The sequence below is a fragment of the Salmonella sp. 32031103-2018-00083-FB-01-SM-01 genome, from assembly GCF_017571995.1.
Taxonomy (GTDB): domain Bacteria; phylum Pseudomonadota; class Gammaproteobacteria; order Enterobacterales; family Enterobacteriaceae; genus Salmonella; species Salmonella enterica.
In genome coordinates this window covers 493,866-513,360 of the sequence record NZ_JAGEQL010000001.1, presented here as the reverse complement: position 1 = coordinate 513,360, position 19,495 = coordinate 493,866, and the positions used below count along the sequence as shown (strand labels likewise).

Sequence of the window (19,495 nt, the reverse complement as noted above, 5' to 3'; positions counted from 1 at the left end):
TCTGGTCGCGCGGCAATGTTACGTACGTCCCCATCCGACGACGATAATCAGCATTCCACACAACGCGATCAGCGCGCCGCACCAGTCATAAACCGTGAGCCGGACGCCATCGACAACACGTAACCACAGGAGCGCAGTACAGACATATACCCCACCGTAAGCCGCATAAACCCGCCCACTCGCCGCCGGATGCAAGGTCAAAAGCCAGACGAATAACGCAAGTGACGCGGCGGCGGGCAGAAGCCACCACACGCTGGCGCCGCGCTTAAGCCATAGCCAGGGAAGAAAACATCCAATGATTTCACAGAGGGCGGTGACAAAGAAAAGCAGAGTCGTCTTTAGCATGAGATTCATTTGGTTACGAAATGATAAGTGATAATACAACAGAATATCGTTACGGTTATCCGGCCATTCTTGTGTATATGCCAGGCATAAGGATTGGTGTAGAATTTACAGGTGGTTTACCGCTTTTTCCCCTCTAATGAAAGGATGTTGTGATGAACAATACGCTGAGCAAACGCCTGTGCCTGACGGCAATGCTTACGTTGGCGGCCGTTGTATATACTACTTCCGCATTCGCTGAAACCAGTAAACTGGTGATTGAATCGGGAGATAGCGCACAAAGTCGTCAGGAAGCGGCGATGGAAAAGGAACAATGGAACGACACTCGCAGTCTGCGTCAGAAAGTGAATACCCGCGCAGAAAAAGAGTGGGACAAAGCCGATGCCGCCTTTGATAACCGCGATAAATGCGAGCAAAGCGCCAACATCAACGCCTATTGGGAGCCCAATACGCTGCGGTGTCTGGATCGTCGTACAGGTCGCGTTATTACGCCCTAATGCAGGATAACTAAAAGGAAGTGTAAGGATACAGTATGACAAGTGACTACAAGGTCAGACTGCGCCCGCTTGAGCGTGAAGATTTACGATTTGTCCACCAGCTTGATAATAATGCCAGCGTTATGCGTTACTGGTTTGAGGAGCCGTATGAGGCTTTTGTCGAACTGTCGGATCTCTACGACAAACACATTCACGACCAAAGCGAACGGCGCTTTGTCGTCGAATGCGACGGTGAAAACGCCGGGCTGGTAGAACTGGTGGAAATTAACCATGTGCATCGGCGGGCGGAATTTCAGATTATTATTTCGCCGGAGTACCAGGGAAAAGGCCTGGCGTCACGCGCGGCCAAACTGGCGATGGATTACGGATTTACCGTACTCAATCTCTATAAATTGTATTTGATCGTCGATAAAGAGAATGAAAAAGCGATTCACATCTACCGTAAACTCGGGTTTAGAGTAGAAGGCGAGCTGATTCATGAGTTCTTCATTAACGGCGAATACCGTAACACCATCCGCATGTGTATCTTCCAGCAGCAGTATCTGGATGAACATAAAACGTCCGGTTCTACGCTCCTGAAACCCACCGCGCAGTAAACGTGGCGCAGTAGTCACGGAGAGTCGCACCGCGCCCGGTTTAGTAGTAATCGATACGATTTTTAATGGTGTAATGGTGGGACACTGCCGGCTTAACGCTCTCATCGACGATAACAAGCCGGCAGTCAACAGGGTTCGCGTACGCATCATATTCGCAGCTCTGTGTGACATTGCCAACCTGTCGATCATCCACCCGGCTGACTGCCGTATAGTCCAGCTTTTTACGCGGGTCCGCGGAGGGTTTTGCCGTCACAGAGAGCGTATTCTGCGAGTTTATGGTTGTCTTACCTAGCGGATAACCTTCGCTATCATAGCGATACTCGACTTTCATCTCTTTGCCCGTCGCCGATACCACAAAACCGTTGTCGTCCGTTTCCCAGGTCACGCCCGCCGAAGGCAACGCCGCCAGCTGGCACTTCCCCTGTAACTGCACCTTTTTTTCCAGCGTCTGAGCATCCCGGTAATAATTGGCATCCAGCACGAGCGCCAGCCCCGTATTATTCTCCAGATCGTGTAACTCAAGCGTATCAAAACAGCCTTCCTGTGAAAGCGTACCGATGACCTGCTTCGCCACTTCGCCATTCTCACTCATCAATGTCTGGCTGAAATCCTTTACCGGACCACGTAATGGATCAAAATCAAATTCGTTCGAAAAACTGGCCATTTCCGGCGTAAAAGACTCAAGGGATTTCGGGTTATCACAACCTGCCAGTATCATGCACAATAACGTCAGTAAAAGGGGTTTCTTCACACGTATCACCAGGATGAAAAGATATTTATCATCATATTAGCAAATACAGTTATTTACACGAAAAATGCTAAGCTTAGAACATCGTCATTAATCACAGGAGTTCATGATGAAAATCGCAACTGCAATAGCCGCTCTGGCGTTAGTTAGCGCCCCCTCGCTGGTGATGGCGGCACCGGGATCGTGCGAGAGAGTAAAAAGCGATATTGAACAACGTATCATCAATAACGGCGTGCCGGCGGATAATTTTACGCTCACTATCGTTCCTAACGACCAGGCCGATCAGCCGGACTCACAGGTGGTGGGCCATTGCGCGAACGACACGCATAAAATTCTTTATACCCGCACCAACAGCGGCAATGCGCCTGCCAATACCTCTCCCGCTCAGGACGGTTCATCCGCCGAACCGCAATAACCTCCTCCTGCCCTCCGGGTCCGGAGGGTAACGCTCTTTGACATGGATTAATAATTCTTACTCCCAAAGGGGTAAACTCATTACATCATTAGCATGTTAATAATTTCGTTATAGTTATTAATATATAGCGAAATAATAACGACAATGGAGTGAGTGATGCCCGGAGAAAAGCAACAAACAGGCGTTAGCCGCAGGACGTTAGTGAAATCAGCGGCGCTTGGCTCACTGGCGCTGGCTGCCGGAGGCGTATCTTTACCGTTTGGGATGCGTACCGCGGCCGCGGCGGTGCAGCAGGCCATGCGCAACGAAGAAGATAAAATCGTCTGGGGCGCCTGTTCGGTCAACTGCGGCAGTCGCTGCGCCCTGCGTTTGCATGTAAAAGATAATGAAGTCTGGTGGGTTGAAACTGATAACACTGGCGACGATGTCTACGGCAATCATCAGGTTCGCGCCTGTCTGCGGGGCCGTTCAATCCGTCGGCGCATTAACCATCCGGATCGCCTTAACTATCCCATGAAACGCGTTGGCCGCCGCGGAGAAGGCAAATTTGAACGCATTAGCTGGCAGGAAGCGCTGGACACCATTAGCGCCAGCCTGAAAAAGACCGTAGAGACCTACGGCAATGAAGCCGTTTATATCCACTATTCATCCGGCATCGTAGGCGGCAACATAACCCGCTCGTCGCCTGCCGCCTCGCCGGTGAAGCGTTTGATGAACTGCTACGGCGGTTCGTTGAATCAATACGGCTCATACAGTACCGCGCAAATTTCTTGCGCCATGCCCTACACCTATGGCTCCAACGACGGCAACAGCACGTCTGATATCGAAAACAGTAAACTGGTGGTCATGTTCGGCAATAATCCGGCTGAAACACGCATGAGCGGCGGCGGCATTACCTGGTTTCTGGAGCAAGCGCGTGAACGCTCAAATGCGCGCATGATCGTGATAGATCCGCGCTATACCGATACCGCTGCCGGACGTGAAGACGAGTGGATACCGATTCGCCCCGGCACCGACGCCACGCTGGTGGCAGGGATTGCCTGGGTATTGATTAACGAAAATCTCGTTGACCAGCCTTTTCTCGACAACTATTGCATCGGCTACGATGAAAAGACCCTTCCGGCTGACGCGCCCCCCAATGGCCATTATAAGGCTTATATTTTGGGCCAGGGCGAGGACGGTATCGCCAAAACGCCGCAGTGGGCATCGCATATTACCGGCATCCCCGCCGATCGGATTATCAAACTGGCGCGCGAGATAGGTAGCGTCAAACCGGCCTACATCTGTCAGGGTTGGGGGCCGCAGCGTCAGGCGAACGGCGAACAAACCGCTCGCGCCATCGCCATGTTACCGATTCTGACCGGCAACGTCGGCATTCATGGCGGTAACAGCGGCGCACGCGAATCTACTTACACCATTACCATTGAACGTCTGCCGGTCCTGGAGAATCCCGTTAAAACCGCCATCTCCTGCTTTAGCTGGACGGACGCCATTGCGCGCGGCCCGGAAATGACCGCCCTGCGCGACGGCGTACGCGGCAAAGATAAGCTGGATGTCCCGATCAAATTTCTATGGAACTACGCTGGCAACACCCTGATTAATCAGCATTCGGATATTAATAAAACCCATGAAATTCTTCAGGATGAAGCGAAATGCGAAATGATTGTGGTCATCGACAATTTTATGACCTCTTCCGCGAAGTACGCCGATATTTTACTGCCGGATCTCATGACCGTCGAACAGGAAGATATCATCCCCAATGATTACGCCGGCAATATGGGATATCTGATTTTTATTCAACCGGCGACGACGCCTAAGTTCGAGCGCAAGCCCATCTACTGGGTACTCAGCGAAATCGCCAGACGCCTCGGCGACGATGTGTATCAGCGGTTTACCGAAGGCCGTACCCAGGCGCAATGGCTGCAATATCTGTACGCCAAAATGCAGGCAAGAGATCCGGCATTGCCCGCGTATGACGAGCTAAAAAAAATGGGCATCTATAAACGTAAAGATCCCAACGGCCATTTTGTCGCCTATAAAAAATTTCGTGAAGATCCGCAGGCCAATCCGTTAAAAACGCCGTCCGGTAAAATCGAAATCTACTCAAGCAAACTCGCTCACATCGCCAGTACCTGGGAGCTGGCGGAAGGCGACGTGATAAGCCCACTGCCGATTTATACCCCTACTTTTGAAGGATGGGACGATCCGAAACGGAGTACCTTCCCGCTACAGCTGTTTGGCTTTCACTATAAATCCCGTACCCATTCAAGCTACGGCAATATTGATGTTCTGCAGGCCGCCTGTCGCCAGGAGGTGTGGATAAATCCGCTCGATGCGCAAAAACGCGGTATCGCGAATGGCGATAAGGTTCGCGTCTTTAACGATCGTGGAGAGGTGCGTCTACCCGCCAAAGTCACGCCGCGTATTCTGCCCGGCGTCAGCGCGATGGGTCAGGGCGCATGGCATAATGCGGATATGGCTGGCGATAAAATTGACCACGGCGCCTGCATCAATACGCTCACGACGCTGCGTCCTTCCCCCCTGGCAAAAGGGAATCCTCAACATACAAATCTGGTGGAAATCGAAAAAATCTAAGCCGCCTGCTCCGGGACGTTTTTACGCGCCCGGAGCTCCCCGTTTTGCGAACACAACGACATTTAAAACTCTTTTTGGATGAGCATAGTGAGCTGTTATGAAAATCACCAACCCTGAGGCATTAATGGCGGCCAGTATCAGCCGACGAAGCCTGGTAAAAACCTCCGCTATCGGTAGCCTTGCGCTTGCCAGTAGCGCTTTCACCCTTCCATTCTCCCGCATCGCCCACGCCGCAGCAGGCCTCGCATCTGGCAATGTGGCAGAAAAAGCGGTCTGGAGTTCATGTACCGTTAACTGCGGCAGCCGCTGTCTGCTACGCCTGCACGTAAAAGATGACACCGTATATTGGGTTGAATCAGATACCACGGGCAACGATGAATATGGCAACCATCAGGTACGCGCCTGCCTGCGCGGTCGCTCCATTCGTCGCCGGATGAACCACCCCGATCGCCTGAAATATCCGATGAAACGCGTTGGTAAACGAGGAGAAGGCAAATTCGAACGTATCAGTTGGGATGAAGCGTTGGATACCATCGGCGATAACCTGAAACGTATCCTCAAGGACTACGGCAACGAAGCGGTACATGTGCTTTACGGTACCGGCGTGGACGGCGGCAATATCACCAATTCTAACGTACCGTATCGCCTGATGAACGCCTGCGGCGGCTATCTCAGCCGTTACGGTAGCTACAGCACCGCCCAAATCAGCGCGGCCATGAGCTATATGTTCGGCGGCAACGACGGCAACAGTCCGGATGATATCGCCAATACAAAACTGGTGGTGATGTTTGGCAATAACCCCGCGGAAACACGTATGAGCGGCGGCGGCGTGACATACTATGTCGAACAGGCGCGCGAACGCTCCAACGCCCGGATGATCGTGATTGACCCGCGTTATAACGACACTGCCGCCGGCCGCGAAGACGAGTGGCTGCCGATTCGCCCAGGTACCGATGGCGCGCTGGCGGCGGCAATCAGCTGGGTGCTGATTACCGAAGATCTTATTGATAAACCGTTTCTGGATAAATACTGCATCGGCTACGACGAAACCACTCTGCCCGCCTCGGCCCCGCGTAACGCGCACTATAAAGCCTATATTTTGGGTCAGGGCGAAGACGGTATTGCTAAAACGCCGCAATGGGCCGCGCAGATTACCAGTATTCCGGCGGAAAAAATCATTCAACTGGCGCGGGAAATCGGCTCGGCGAAACCGGCTTACATTTGCCAGGGCTGGGGACCGCAACGCCACTCTAACGGGGAGCAGACCGCACGCGCAATCGCCATGTTGTCTGTACTCACCGGTAACGTCGGCATAAATGGCGGTAATTCCGGCGTGCGCGAAGGCACCTGGGATCTGGGCGTCGAATGGTTTTCTATGCTGGAGAACCCGGTAAAAACCCAGATTTCGGTCTTTACCTGGACCGACGCTATCGATCATGGCGCGGAAATGACCGCCACACGCGACGGCGTGCGGGGAAAAGACAAGCTCGACGTGCCGATCAAATTTTTGTGGTGCTACGCCAGTAATACGCTGATCAATCAGCATGGCGATATCGCCCACACCCACGAGGTGCTTCAGGACGACAGTAAATGTGAAATGATCGTCGGCATCGAGCACTTTATGACCGCGTCGGCAAAATATTGCGACATTCTGCTGCCTGATTTAATGCCGACCGAGCAGGAAGATCTGATTTCCCACGAATCCGCAGGCAATATGGGCTATGTCATTCTTGGTCAGCCCGCCACCTCGCCGAAATTTGAAAGAAAGCCCATTTACTGGACGCTCAGTGAAGTGGCTAAACGGCTTGGTCCGGACGTATACCAGACCTTCACAGAAGGCCGCACGCAGCATGAGTGGGTCAAATACCTGCACGCAAAAACCAAAGCGCGTAACCCGGAAATGCCGGATTACGAAGAGATGAAACAGACAGGGATTTTCAAGAAAAAATGCCCGGAGGAGCACTACGTCGCTTTCCGCGCCTTCCGCGAAGACCCTGCCGCCAACCCACTGAAAACGCCGTCCGGTAAAATCGAAATCTATTCCGAGCGTCTGGCAACCCTCGCCAACACGTGGGAGCTGAAGAAAGATGAGATTATCCATCCTTTACCCGCCTATACGCCAGGCTTTGACGGTTGGGACGATCCGCTTCGTCAGCGCTACCCGCTACAGCTAACCGGCTTCCACTATAAAGCGCGTACCCACTCCAGCTACGGCAATATCGACGTCCTGCAACAGGCATGTCCGCAGGAGATCTGGATCAACCCGATTGATGCGCAAGCGCGCGGCATTCAGCACGGCGACACCGTGCGGGTCTTTAACCAGAACGGACAGATGCTCATTCCGGCAAAAGTCACGCCGCGCATATTGCCTGGCGTCACCGCTATCGGCCAGGGCGCCTGGTTAAATGCCGACATGTTTGGCGACAAAGTCGATCGCGGCGGCTCCATTAACATTCTGACGTCGCACCGGCCTTCCCCACTGGCGAAAGGTAATCCGTCACACAGTAATCTTGTTCAGGTTGAAAAGGCGTAAGGAGTAACCCATGACAACCCAGTATGGATTTTTTATTGATTCCAGCCGTTGCACCGGTTGCAAAACCTGCGAACTGGCCTGCAAGGACTACAAAGATTTGACCCCGGATGTCAGCTTCCGCCGCATTTATGAGTATGCGGGTGGCGACTGGCAGGAAGATAACGGCGTCTGGCACCAGAACGTCTTTGCCTACTATCTCTCCATCTCCTGTAACCACTGCGAAGACCCGGCCTGTACAAAAGTCTGCCCGAGCGGCGCGATGCACAAGCGCGATGACGGTTTTGTGGTGGTGAACGAAGAGGTCTGTATCGGCTGCCGCTACTGCCACATGGCCTGCCCGTACGGCGCGCCGCAGTACAACGCGGCCAAAGGTCATATGACCAAGTGCGACGGCTGTTATGATCGCGTCGCCGACGGCAAAAAGCCTATCTGCGTCGAATCCTGTCCGCTGCGGGCGCTGGACTTTGGTCCTATCGACGAACTGCGCAAAAAACACGGTGAGCTGGCTGCCGTCGCGCCGCTGCCGCGCGCGCATTTCACGAAGCCGAATATTGTGATTAAACCCAACGCCAACAGCCGCCCGACCGGGGACACTACCGGTTATCTGGCCAATCCGAAGGAGGTATAAGATGGGAAGTGGATGGCATGAATGGCCGTTGATGATCTTCACGGTCTTTGGTCAGTGCGTGGTCGGCGCGTTAATCGTTAGCGGACTGGGCTGGCTGACGGCAAAAGACGATACCATCGCCCGTCAGCGCATCGTGCGCAGCATGTTTTTTCTGTGGCTGGTGATGGGAGTGGGATTCCTCGCGTCGATTATGCATCTCGGCTCGCCGATGCGTGCGTTTAACTCGCTTAACCGCGTAGGCGCTTCCGCACTGAGTAATGAAATCGCCGCAGGATCGGTGTTCTTTGCCGTAGGCGGCATCTGGTGGCTGGTGGCGGTACTCGGTAAAATGCCCCCGGCGCTGGGTAAAGTGTGGCTGCTGGTCAGTATGGCGCTCGGCGTTGCATTCATCTGGGCAATGACGCTCGTTTATCAGATAGATACCGTGCCAACCTGGTATAATGGCTACACCACGCTGGCCTTTTTCCTCACGGCATTCCTGTGCGGCCCGGTGTTTGCGGCGCTACTGCTACGCATCGCGCGCGTCCCATTTTGCAGCGTGACGTTTGCCAGTATTAGCGGCCTGGCGTTGGTGGTGTGCGTGGCGGTCATCGTACTACAAGGGCTGTCTCTCTCAACCATTCACAGTTCCGTGCAACAGGCCAGCCATCTCGCACCGGATTACGGTATGCTACAGGTCTGGCGCATTGTCTTGCTTGCTGCCGGATTAGGCTGCTGGCTATGTCCGCTAATCCGTCGCCGCGAACCGCATACCGTTGGTTTGCTGCTCGGTGTCGTGCTGGTGCTGGCGGGCGAAATTATTGGCCGCGGACTTTTTTATGGCCTGCATATGACCGTAGGTATGGCCGTCGCAGGTTAATTTATGCGTGCGGGGCGACCCGCACCTTTCGGGATTGTTTGAATGACCACTTTTTTACAACGTGATGATTTTGCAGTAACGGCGCGTGTTCTCGGCGCGTTGTTTTATTATTCGCCGGAAAGCCACGAAACCGCTCCTCTGGTTCAGGCGCTATTAACCGACGACTGGCAGGCGCAGTGGCCGCTTGATGCCGAGGCGCTTGCGCCTGTGGCGGCTATGTTTAAGACCCACAGCGAAGAGTCGTTGCCACAGGCCTGGCAGCGTCTGTTTATCGGCCCTTACGCTCTGCCGTCTCCGCCGTGGGGTTCCGTCTGGCTGGATCGTGAGAGCGTATTATTTGGCGATTCTACATTGGCGCTACGTCAGTGGATGCGCGAAAACGGAATTCAGTTTGAAATGCAGCAAAACGAGCCAGAAGATCATTTTGGGTCGCTGTTGCTGCTGGCGGCCTGGCTTGCCGAGAATGACCGTCATCATGAATGCGAACAACTCCTGGCCTGGCATCTGTTTCCGTGGTCGTCCCGCTTTCTGGACGTATTTATCGATCATGCCGGGCATCCGTTTTATCAGGCGTTGGGGCAACTGGCGCGTCTGACTCTGGCGCAATGGCAAGCTCAACTCATTATTCCCGTCGCTGTAAAACCGTTATTCCGTTAATCCCCACAAAAGGCAGGATTTTACCTGCCTTTTCTCCCATTGCGGCCTATCTTTATCTACAAAAAGTGACAACGTCACACTACGTTTCTATTTTTAAGATAATTCTTTATCGTGAATGTTCACGCGAAGCCGCATAAGGGCAAAACATAATTGTTAATAGATGTTTAACAGTGTTAAACATCACGCTCCGCTGGAATCCTTCCCAACCTGTTGCTATAGCTCAAAGTACCCTGCCGGAACATGGCATAACAACACGCGACTCTTAACGTCGCCATAACACATGCAAACAGGGAGACACACCGCAATGCACACCCTCACCCTAAAACGCGTACTTGGGTTCACTATCGTCATTTTGCTGTTACTGGCGCTGTTTATCTGGGGAATCGGTCTGGAGACGCTGAAAGCGCGTCAGGTCGATCTGCTGTATCTCGGACAACGGCATTTGATGCTGGTCTTTACGTCCATGTTTTTTGCTTTACTGGTCGGTATCCCGAGTGGGATTTTACTCAGCCGACCTGCGGCAAAAGGATTTGCTGAATATGTCATGCAAATCTTTAATGTTGGTAATACCTTGCCGCCGCTGGCCGTTCTGGCCTTAGCGATGGTGATTATCGGGATCGGCGATACGCCCGCCATTGTCGCGCTATTTCTGGCCTCCCTTCTGCCTATCGTCCGCAATACCTATGCGGGCCTCTGTTCCGTTCCCGCCTCACTGATTGAAGCGGCGAACGGGATTGGGATGACAAAATGGCAGCGGCTTCGCCAGGTAGAGCTACCTAATGCGTGGCCAGTGATGCTGTCCGGTATTCGCATCGCGACCGCCATCAATGTCGGCACCGCGCCGCTGGCCTTTCTGATCGGCGCCAGCAGCTACGGCGAGCTGATTTTCCCGGGAATTTATCTCAACGATTTTCCGACGTTGATCCTCGGCGCAACGGCCACGGCGTTATTCGCGCTGATTCTTGACACTCTGCTTGCCTGGTTTGGGCGACGCCTTAGCCCTCATACCGTTTGAACGCATAAATAACAATAAGGAGCGTTAAATGAGATTCAAAAAACACCTGTTAGGATGGCTTGCCGCAACGCTGTTGTTCAGTAGCCAGACGCAGGCCGCGCCGCTGGTTCTCGCCACCAAAAGCTTTACCGAGCAGCATATTCTTTCCGCTATGACCGTTCAGTATTTGCAGAAGAAAGGCTTTCAGGTTCAGCCGCAAACCAATATCGCCGCGGTGATTTCACGTAATGCGATGGTGAATAAACAAATTGATATTACCTGGGAATACACCGGTACATCGCTGATTATTTTCAACCGTATCGATAAGCGCATGAGTCCACAGGAAACCTACGACACGGTAAAACGCCTGGATGCGAAGCTGGGCCTGGTATGGCTCAAACCGGCTGACATGAACAATACTTACGCGTTCGCGATGCAGCGCAAACGCGCCGAGTCGGAAAATATCACCACCATCTCGCAAATGGTGGCAAAAATCGAACAGGTCCGGCAGAACGATCCTGACCACAACTGGATGCTCGGCCTCGATCTGGAATTTGCCGGGCGCAGCGACGGAATGAAGCCCCTTCAGCAAGCCTACCAGATGCAGCTTGATCGCCCGCAAATACGACAGATGGACCCAGGGCTGGTCTATAACGCCGTTCGGGATGGGCTGGTTGACGCCGGGCTGGTCTATACCACCGACGGACGGGTGAAAGGGTTTGATCTGAAAGTGCTGGAAGATGATAAAGGCTTCTTCCCAAGTTACGCTGTCACGCCCGTAGTGCGTAAAGAGGTGCTGGAAGCCAATCCTGGCCTTGATGACGCCTTAAACACCCTTTCAGGCCTGCTCAATAACGATGTGATATCGACCCTAAACGCCCAGGTCGATATCGAGCATCGCACGCCGCAACAGGTAGCCCATCAATTTTTGCAGGACAAAGGTCTGCTGTAAGGAGCGCCTATGGATACGATACATTATATGCTGGATAACGCAGGCTATCTCGCCAGCCTTACCTTTCAGCATCTCTGGCTGGTCGCGCTGGCCGTCGGTCTGGCGATTATCATCGGCGTACCGTTAGGCGTTTTGATTGTACGCCACAAATGGCTGGCAACGCCGATATTGGGCGCCGCCACGCTACTTCTTACCATTCCGTCTATCGCGCTGTTTGGGTTAATGATCCCGCTCTTTTCGCTGATCGGACATGGTATTGGCGTTCTGCCCGCCGTGACGGCCGTTTTTCTCTACTCTTTACTGCCGATTGTCCGTAATACCCATACTGCGCTTGATAGTTTGCCGCCCGGTCTGCGTGAAGCGGGACGCGGCATCGGTATGACTTTCTGGCAACGGCTGCGCTGGGTCGAAATCCCAATGGCCCTACCGGTTATTTTCGGGGGTATCCGCACCGCGGTAGTGATGAATATCGGCGTGATGGCGATTGCCGCGGTGATCGGCGCCGGCGGTCTGGGGCTGCTACTGTTAAACGGCATTAGCGGCAGCGATATTCGCATGTTAATTGCCGGCGCGCTGATGATCTGTCTACTGGCAATTGTACTTGACTGGCTGTTGCATCGTCTGCAAGTCGTACTGACACCTAAGGGGATACGATAATGATAAAACTGGAAAATCTTACCAAACAATTTGTACAGAAAAAGGGTCAGCCGCTAAAAGCCGTCGACAACGTCAACCTGAATGTGCCGGAAGGCGAAATGTGCGTCTTACTCGGTCCCTCCGGCTGCGGCAAAACCACCACGTTAAAGATGATCAACCGGCTGATCGCGCCCAGCAGCGGTAATATTCTTATCAACGGCGAGAATACCAACGATATGGATACGGTAACGCTACGCCGCAATATTGGGTATGTTATCCAACAAATCGGCCTGTTTCCTAATATGACGATTGAAGAAAATATTACCGTTGTGCCGCGCATGTTGGGGTGGGACAAAGCACGCTGCAAGCAACGCGCCGAAGAGTTGATGGACATGGTGGCGCTGGATGCCAGAAAATTTCTGCATCGCTATCCAAAGGAGATGTCCGGGGGACAGCAACAGCGTATTGGCGTGATCCGCGCTCTGGCCGCCGATCCGCCGGTACTGCTGATGGATGAGCCCTTCGGCGCGGTGGACCCAATTAACCGCGAAGTGATCCAGAACCAGTTTCTGGATATGCAGCGTAAGCTAAAAAAGACCGTGATGCTGGTCAGCCATGATATCGACGAAGCGCTAAAACTCGGCGACCGTATCGCCGTGTTCCGTCAGGGGCGAATTGTACAGTGCGCCAGTCCTGATGAACTGCTGGCCAAACCGGCTAACGAGTTTGTCGGGTCGTTTGTCGGTCAGGACAGAACGTTAAAGCGTTTGCTACTGGTCTCCGCAGGCGATGTTACCGACCAACAGCCAACCATTACCGCGCGGCCTTCCACGCCGTTAAGCGAGGCGTTCGGCATTATGGATGATCACGATATTCGCGCCATTACCGTCATTGACAACGACGGTAAGCCACTGGGATTTGTGAAGCGCCGGGAAGCGCGGAACGCCAGCGGAATCTGCGCCGATATCACCCATCCTTTCCGTATTACGGGCAAAGCGGAAGATAATCTGCGTATTGTGCTGTCCAGATTGTACGAAAGTAATACCAGCTGGATGCCGATCGTTGATGAAGACGGACGCTATAACGGTGAAATCTCTCAGGATTACATCGCCGACTATCTCAGCTCAGGCCGCACGCGTCGGGCGCTAAATATTCACGAAAGCAGCTAACGTTGCCGCCGGATGGCCTCTCGCTATCCGGCAATATCATTATTGTACGCAATATTATATGGCACATAGTGCTTTTGCGTCTGACGCCATTTCCCCGCAGAATAGGCTATCCTGAAACTCCCTGTTTACCCGCTCATGCATCGTTTACACGCTTACCCGGATCTGCGCGCGATGTTTCGTCGCCTGCTGATCGCTACGCTCATCGGTATTCTCGCGGCGCTGGCTGTCGCCGCCTTCCGTCATGCGATGCAATTGCTGGAGTGGATTTTCCTGAGTAATGACACCGGCAGTCTGGTGAATGCGGCTGAGGGGCTTTCGCCCTGGCGACGGCTGATTACGCCGGCGCTTGGCGGCCTGGCCGCTGGCCTGTTGCTGTGGGGGTGGCAAAAAATGAACCAACAGCGCCCCCATGCGCCCACTGACTATATGGAAGCATTGCAAACCGACGGGCAATTTGACGTTGGCGCCAGTCTGGTGAAATCGCTGGCCTCGCTGCTGGTCGTGGTCAGCGGCAGCGCAATTGGTCGCGAAGGCGCAATGATCCTCCTCGCCTCGCTGGCGGCATCCAGCTTTGCCCGACGCTTCACGCCGCGTGAGGAATGGAAATTATGGATCGCCAGCGGCGCCGCTGCGGGCATGGCGGGCGCTTACCATGCGCCGCTGGCGGGCAGCCTGTTTATCGCGGAAATCCTGTTCGGTACCTTAATGCTGGCTTCCCTCGGCCCGGTTGTCGTTTCCGCCGTCGTCGCCCTGCTAACCACCCATGTATTAAACGGTAGCGATTCACTACTCTATACCGTACATCTGACCGTTGATCTCCACGCGCGGGAGTACGTCATGATAGTCAGTACCGGTCTGGTCGCCGGTCTGTGCGGCCCATTGCTGATGTGGCTGATGACGGCCAGCCATAATAGTTTCTTACGCTTAAAATTGTCGCCGCCCTGGCAACTGGCGTTGGGCGGGCTTATTGTCGGATTACTGTCGTTACTCACGCCCACGGTATGGGGAAACGGCTATAGCGTCGTACAATCATTTTTGCTCTCCCCGCCGCTATTCTCGCTGATTGGCGGAATTTTTGTGTGCAAAATCCTGGCGGTGCTCGCCAGCAGCGGGTCTGGCGCGCCGGGCGGCGTCTTTACGCCAACATTATTTGTCGGATTATCAATTGGAATGTTTCTGGGTCGGATATGGGGATTCTGGCTGCCAGGCTCGGATGAAATAGCGATTTTATTGGGGCTGGCGGGTATGGCGACGCTACTGGCGGCGACAACCCATGCGCCGATAATGTCCACCCTGATGATTTGTGAAATGACCGGCGAGTATCAGTTACTCCCCGGTCTGCTGATTGCCTGTGTAGTCGCGTCAGTGCTCTCGCGAACGTTACGCCATGATTCTATCTACCGCCAGCACGCTGCCGAGCATTGACAAACGAATATACTGCCCCAGCTCACGCTGCTCGGCGCGCGGCAGGTACGGCAACTCGCCAATCAGCGGCGCTGGCAGTTTTTTCCCAAGCACATCAATAATTTCAGCATAATGCGCCAGGCCAGGATTGATACGATTCGCCACCCAGCCAATTAATGGCAGTCCATCGTTAGCGACAGCTTGCGCAGTCAGTAGCGCATGATTAATGCACCCCTCCTGAATCCCTACCACCATCAATACCGGTAACTGTTCCTGTACCACCCATTCGGACAATGGACGTAAATCATTCATCAAACTACGCCAGCCGCCAGTGCCCTCCACAACCACGTGGTCCACTTTATCGCTCAGACTCGCCAGACCGTTGGACAGCAAGGTGTAATTTATAGGACAGCTATGCGCGACGCTGCTTTCTTCTTCGCTTAACGCGATCGGATTAATCGCCTCATACGGCAACTCCAGCGAAGAGACGCTTTGCAATACCAGCGCGTCTTTGTTGCGCATCCCTTCTGCAGTCTCTTTGCTCCCTTTAGCGACAGGTTTATACCCTGCGACGCTCTTACCACCCGACGCTAACGCTTGTAGTAATGCGCGGGAAACCACCGTCTTCCCAACAGAAGTGTCTGTACCTGTAATAAAGAAACGCTTCAGCATCACTAACTCCACCGTTATGCTTCGAAAATATAAGCCAGGAAAATAATACAGTGGAGAAAGTCTAAGATATGGCAAGGGCAATCAGCTTGAGTTAGCGCAAATTTTTGTACAACAGTTAAAAAATGTTAACCCTGTAATAGACGAATCAACAAAGAGCCGTTATACATCGCGTCTTTTACCAACGCCGCCCCGGCCATCGTGCCCTGGTTGGTAAACTGCGTGCTTTCCACTACCGTATTCCTGCTGTAGGCGGGCAGCGCCTGCTGACGGATACTGTCAGCAATGGCCGGAAAAAGGATATCAGCCGCTTTACTTAGCGGCGAACCAATAAGAATTTTTTGCGGATTAAATAAATTCACCATGATAGCCAGAATGCGTCCGACATGCGCGCCAACGCCGCTAATAATATCTTTTGCTAATAGATCTCCCTGCATCGCCGCCTGACACAGTGAATCTACCGTTAACGGCTGGCCGTGCAACATTGAACTCATCGACTGATTAAGCCGAAGCTGCGTAAGTTCCAGCACGCTATCGACGCTGGCTATGGTCTCCAGACAGCCATGATTACCGCAATAACAGCGCTTACCATAAGGATCGACCTGGGTATGCCCAATCTCTACCAGACTGCTACTGCCCGCATGAAGCAAATGACCGTCGGTGATAACGCCCGCCCCCACATTATGATCAATCACCACCTGGATAACGTCGCGCGCGCCGCGTGAGGCGCCAAAAAGCGCCTCTGCCATCGTCCAGGCGCTAATATCATGCTGAATGTAAACCGGTACGCCGGTGTGCCGCTCCAGCGCATCTCCCAAAGGCATCTCTTTGACATCTTCATAATACGGCATCCGGTGCACAACGCCGTTTTCGGTATCGATAATGCCCGGTAACGTAATGGCAATGGAGGTCAGACGCTCCAGTTTCTGCTGATGGCGGGTAAAAAACCGATCAACGTGCGTAATAATTCGCTCAAGCAACGGCGTGGCTTCGGTTAACGGCAGCGGCAGACACTCTTCTACCACCAGTTTGCTGCTAAGATCGCGTAGCGCAAGGAAAATTTCGCCACGGCTAATACGAATAGATAAATAGTGCCAGGCTTCCGTTTCCACCATCAGCCCGACGGCGGGACGTCCACGACTGCCCGCCTCTTTAATTTCAAGTTCCTGAACCAAATGCGCTTCCAGCATTTCGCGAACAATTTTCGTAATACTGGCAGGCGCCAACTGCGCCAGACGAGACAGGTCAATTCGCGATACCGGTCCGAGCTGATCAATCAGGCGATACACTGCGCCAGCATTGGTCTGCTTAATTTGATCGATATGCCCAGGCTGACTATCAGCAACCACCGCTCACTCCCTTTATTTTCGCGCTCCGAAATAATCTGTGTGCTATGGTGAAACACTTCAATACTCGCCGTCAACTTTTTGCTTAGCCGTGTGATTAACTGCACATTTTCACCCTTTTAAAGCGTAATTAATCCCGTCGGGCAGCCAGTAATAGCAGTTGGCAAAACCGCTGTACGGCATGACTCTGTTCATGATGCTTTGGCCATACCAGCCACATTTCAGATACGGCGTCCTCTTCTGCCAGGGGAACCCAGCGCATCTCGCTCATCTGTACACGCTTAAAGGATGCCGGCAGAATCGAGACACCCAGTCCCGCCGCCACCAGACCGATAATGGTCATTGCCTCGCCAACCTCCTGCGTGATGGTCGGCGACAGGTTATAGCGCCGCATCAGGCCGAGAATATCGTCGTAGAGGCCCGTCCCGACATGCGGATCGAAAAAGACGAAAGGTTCTTCCGCCAGTTCTGTCAGACTGACGACCGGCTTTTGCGCCAGCCGATGTTCGCGCGGGATCATGGCCATAAGCGGCTCATGCAAAATCACCTCGCGATTAAGTGTGTCGGGCAGCGGCGTATTCCGCAGCAAGCCAATATCCAGTACGCCTTCGTTGAGCGGCGCGATTTGCTCACGCGTATTCATTTCACGCGTTTGCATATGCACCCCCGGATAGGACTGGCGGAACAGCGAAAAGGTATGCGATACCGCCCGAATAAAAGGCGCTGAAGACGTAAAGCCAATACGGACTTCACCCGCTTCGCCCTGATGCAACCGCTCGGCGCGAGCGGCGGCGTCGTTTACCAGACTCAGGATGTGTCGGCTGTCCACCAGAAACTGTCGCCCGGCGGCGGTTAACGCTACGCTGCGGTTGGTCCGCGCCAGTAATCGCGCGCCGACCTGCTGCTCCAGAATTTGTATCTGCTGACTCAGCGGCGGCTGCGAGATATTGAGGCGCGCGGCGGCGCGACCAAAATGCAGTTCTTCTGCTACCGCCACAAAGTAACGTAAATGACGTAATTCGATATTCATATTTTTAACGTCTTATTTGAGACAATTAATATATTAGACAGAATATTTTGCTTTTTCTATGCTTTACATGTCGGTTATACCCGTCTCCTGTTGACGGAGATGTAAAGCAAGGATTTAACGTGAGTCGTACAACTATTCTCGATGACGCCACGGCGAGCGATATCGATGAACAATGCCATTCTCAGCCGGTTCAATTTATTAAACGCGGTACAGCGCCTTTCATGCGCGTCACGCTGGCCCTTTTTTCCGCGGGCCTGGCGACTTTCGCGCTCCTTTATTGCGTTCAGCCTATACTACCGGTACTTTCCCAGGAGTTTGGCGTCTCCCCCGCCAGCAGCAGCGTTTCACTTTCTATTTCTACCGCCATGCTGGCTATCGGCTTACTTTTTACTGGCCCGCTTTCTGATGCGATAGGCCGTAAACCGGTGATGGTCACCGCCTTGTTATTAGCCTCCTGCTGCACATTGTTATCAACCATGATGACCAGCTGGCATGGTATTCTGATTATGCGTGCGCTGATCGGTCTATCGTTAAGCGGCGTCGCCGCGGTGGGAATGACCTACCTGAGCGAAGAAATCCATCCCAGCTTTGTCGCTTTCTCCATGGGGCTCTATATTAGCGGTAATTCCATCGGCGGGATGAGCGGGCGTTTATTAAGCGGCGTCATGACCGACTTTTTTAACTGGCGCATCGCGCTGGCGGCCATCGGATGCTTTGCGCTGGCGTCCGCGCTGATGTTCTGGAAGATTTTACCCGCCTCACAACATTTCCGTCCCACGTCGCTACGGCCTAAAACGCTATTTATTAATTTCCGTCTCCACTGGCGCGATCGGGGGTTACCTCTGCTGTTTGCGGAAGGCTTTTTACTGATGGGCGCGTTCGTCACCCTGTTTAACTACATTGGCTATCGCCTGATGCTCTCCCCCTGGGAATTAAGCCAGGCCGTGGTCGGACTGTTATCCGTAGCCTATCTCACCGGCACATGGAGCTCGCCGAAAGCTGGCGCAATGACCTCACGCTATGGCCGGGGGCCGGTGATGCTGTTCTCTATCGCAGTAATGCTGGGCGGGCTTTTACTGACACTTTTTACCTCGCTTTGGCTGATTTTTGCCGGAATGCTGCTTTTTTCCGCCGGCTTTTTCGCCGCGCACTCCGTGGCCAGTAGTTGGATTGGCCCGCGTGCGCGCCGGGCGAAGGGACAGGCCTCGTCACTTTATCTTTTCAGCTATTATCTGGGGTCCAGTATCGCCGGGACGCTAGGCGGCGTATTCTGGCATAGTTACGGCTGGAACGGCGTAGGCGGTTTTATCGCGCTAATGCTGGTGCTGGCCATCCTGGTCGGGACGCGGTTACATCATCGTCTTCACGCCTGAAAAGAAATAATCCGGCGATAGCAACGTGCGCTATCGCCGGGCTGGTTTCACG

19 protein-coding genes are annotated in these 19,495 nt (G+C 53.5%); 14 read left to right on the top strand and 5 right to left on the bottom strand.

Annotated features, from left to right (window positions below; genetic code table 11):
• Positions 1 to 18: 18 nt before the first annotated feature.
• Positions 19 to 345: a YnfA family protein gene (locus J4614_RS02535; protein WP_000921389.1), complete on the bottom strand. Its 327-nt coding sequence runs from the start codon at positions 343 to 345 to the stop codon at positions 19 to 21.
• Positions 346 to 497: 152 nt separating this feature from the next.
• Between J4614_RS02535 and J4614_RS02530 the strand changes: the two genes are divergently transcribed.
• Positions 498 to 839, top strand: coding sequence for a DUF1283 family protein (locus tag J4614_RS02530; protein WP_001066440.1), 342 nt, complete (start codon positions 498 to 500; stop codon positions 837 to 839).
• Positions 840 to 874: 35 nt separating this feature from the next.
• On the top strand, positions 875 to 1,435 hold the full coding sequence (speG, locus tag J4614_RS02525) for a spermidine N1-acetyltransferase (protein ID WP_000199997.1): 561 nt from the start codon (positions 875 to 877) through the stop codon (positions 1,433 to 1,435).
• A 40-nt stretch (positions 1,436 to 1,475) separates the two neighbouring features.
• On the opposite strand, the gene J4614_RS02520 is transcribed toward speG, so the two are convergent.
• Complete coding sequence (locus J4614_RS02520) at positions 1,476 to 2,186, bottom strand: YnfC family lipoprotein (protein ID WP_000743114.1); 711 nt, start codon at positions 2,184 to 2,186, stop codon at positions 1,476 to 1,478.
• Positions 2,187 to 2,289: 103 nt separating this feature from the next.
• Between J4614_RS02520 and J4614_RS02515 the strand changes: the two genes are divergently transcribed.
• The 11 genes from J4614_RS02515 to clcB all read left to right on the top strand — a co-directional run bounded on the left by J4614_RS02515 (position 2,290) and on the right by clcB (position 15,046).
• On the top strand, positions 2,290 to 2,598 hold the full coding sequence (locus tag J4614_RS02515; RefSeq protein WP_000975514.1) for a DUF1161 domain-containing protein: 309 nt from the start codon (positions 2,290 to 2,292) through the stop codon (positions 2,596 to 2,598).
• Positions 2,599 to 2,754: 156 nt separating this feature from the next.
• On the top strand, positions 2,755 to 5,193 hold the full coding sequence (gene ynfE, locus J4614_RS02510; protein WP_243760046.1) for a selenate/tellurate reductase subunit YnfE: 2,439 nt from the start codon (positions 2,755 to 2,757) through the stop codon (positions 5,191 to 5,193).
• A gap of 97 nt (positions 5,194 to 5,290) precedes the next feature.
• The gene (gene ynfF, locus J4614_RS02505) at positions 5,291 to 7,726 is read left to right on the top strand and encodes a selenate/tellurate reductase subunit YnfF (RefSeq protein ID WP_208293045.1); all 2,436 of its coding nucleotides are present in this window, start codon (positions 5,291 to 5,293) and stop codon (positions 7,724 to 7,726) included.
• Positions 7,727 to 7,736: 10 nt separating this feature from the next.
• The gene (gene dmsB / locus J4614_RS02500) at positions 7,737 to 8,354 is read left to right on the top strand and encodes a dimethylsulfoxide reductase iron-sulfur subunit DmsB (protein ID WP_000213064.1); all 618 of its coding nucleotides are present in this window, start codon (positions 7,737 to 7,739) and stop codon (positions 8,352 to 8,354) included.
• A gap of 1 nt (position 8,355) precedes the next feature.
• Positions 8,356 to 9,213, top strand: coding sequence for a dimethyl sulfoxide reductase anchor subunit family protein (locus J4614_RS02495; protein ID WP_000534706.1), 858 nt, complete (start codon positions 8,356 to 8,358; stop codon positions 9,211 to 9,213).
• A 42-nt stretch (positions 9,214 to 9,255) separates the two neighbouring features.
• A complete protein-coding gene (gene dmsD / locus J4614_RS02490; protein WP_000206565.1) occupies positions 9,256 to 9,870 on the top strand; it encodes a Tat proofreading chaperone DmsD in 615 nt (204 codons plus the stop codon).
• A 304-nt stretch (positions 9,871 to 10,174) separates the two neighbouring features.
• Positions 10,175 to 10,885, top strand: coding sequence for an osmoprotectant ABC transporter permease OsmY (gene osmY / locus J4614_RS02485; protein WP_000557304.1), 711 nt, complete (start codon positions 10,175 to 10,177; stop codon positions 10,883 to 10,885).
• A gap of 28 nt (positions 10,886 to 10,913) precedes the next feature.
• The gene (gene osmX / locus J4614_RS02480; protein ID WP_001211193.1) at positions 10,914 to 11,816 is read left to right on the top strand and encodes an osmoprotectant ABC transporter substrate-binding protein OsmX; all 903 of its coding nucleotides are present in this window, start codon (positions 10,914 to 10,916) and stop codon (positions 11,814 to 11,816) included.
• A 9-nt stretch (positions 11,817 to 11,825) separates the two neighbouring features.
• Positions 11,826 to 12,473 carry an osmoprotectant ABC transporter permease OsmW gene (gene osmW / locus J4614_RS02475; RefSeq protein WP_000379674.1) on the top strand — a complete coding sequence of 216 codons (648 nt, stop codon included), beginning with the start codon at positions 11,826 to 11,828 and terminating at the stop codon, positions 12,471 to 12,473.
• Complete coding sequence (gene osmV, locus J4614_RS02470) at positions 12,473 to 13,621, top strand: osmoprotectant ABC transporter ATP-binding protein OsmV (protein WP_000593093.1); 1,149 nt, start codon at positions 12,473 to 12,475, stop codon at positions 13,619 to 13,621. The genes osmW and osmV overlap by 1 nt, the downstream gene beginning before the upstream one ends.
• A 135-nt stretch (positions 13,622 to 13,756) precedes the next feature.
• Positions 13,757 to 15,046, top strand: coding sequence for a voltage-gated ClC-type chloride channel ClcB (clcB, locus tag J4614_RS02465; protein ID WP_000554918.1), 1,290 nt, complete (start codon positions 13,757 to 13,759; stop codon positions 15,044 to 15,046).
• Here the strand turns inward: clcB and bioD are convergent.
• The 3 genes from bioD to J4614_RS02450 form a co-directional block, all read right to left on the bottom strand.
• The gene (bioD, locus tag J4614_RS02460) at positions 15,002 to 15,697 is read right to left on the bottom strand and encodes a dethiobiotin synthase (protein WP_000919206.1); all 696 of its coding nucleotides are present in this window, start codon (positions 15,695 to 15,697) and stop codon (positions 15,002 to 15,004) included. The two genes, clcB and bioD, sit on opposite strands and share 45 nt — an antisense overlap.
• A 125-nt stretch (positions 15,698 to 15,822) precedes the next feature.
• Positions 15,823 to 17,043 (bottom strand): sugar metabolism global transcriptional regulator Mlc, encoded by a 1,221-nt coding sequence (gene mlc / locus J4614_RS02455; RefSeq protein ID WP_000225094.1) that lies wholly within the window; start codon positions 17,041 to 17,043, stop codon positions 15,823 to 15,825.
• A gap of 127 nt (positions 17,044 to 17,170) precedes the next feature.
• Complete coding sequence (locus J4614_RS02450) at positions 17,171 to 18,070, bottom strand: LysR family transcriptional regulator (RefSeq protein ID WP_023263037.1); 900 nt, start codon at positions 18,068 to 18,070, stop codon at positions 17,171 to 17,173.
• A gap of 119 nt (positions 18,071 to 18,189) precedes the next feature.
• Here J4614_RS02450 and J4614_RS02445 point away from each other — a divergent pair, with 119 nt between their 5' ends.
• A complete protein-coding gene (locus tag J4614_RS02445; protein ID WP_000091786.1) occupies positions 18,190 to 19,443 on the top strand; it encodes an MFS transporter in 1,254 nt (417 codons plus the stop codon).
• Positions 19,444 to 19,495 lie beyond the last annotated feature (52 nt).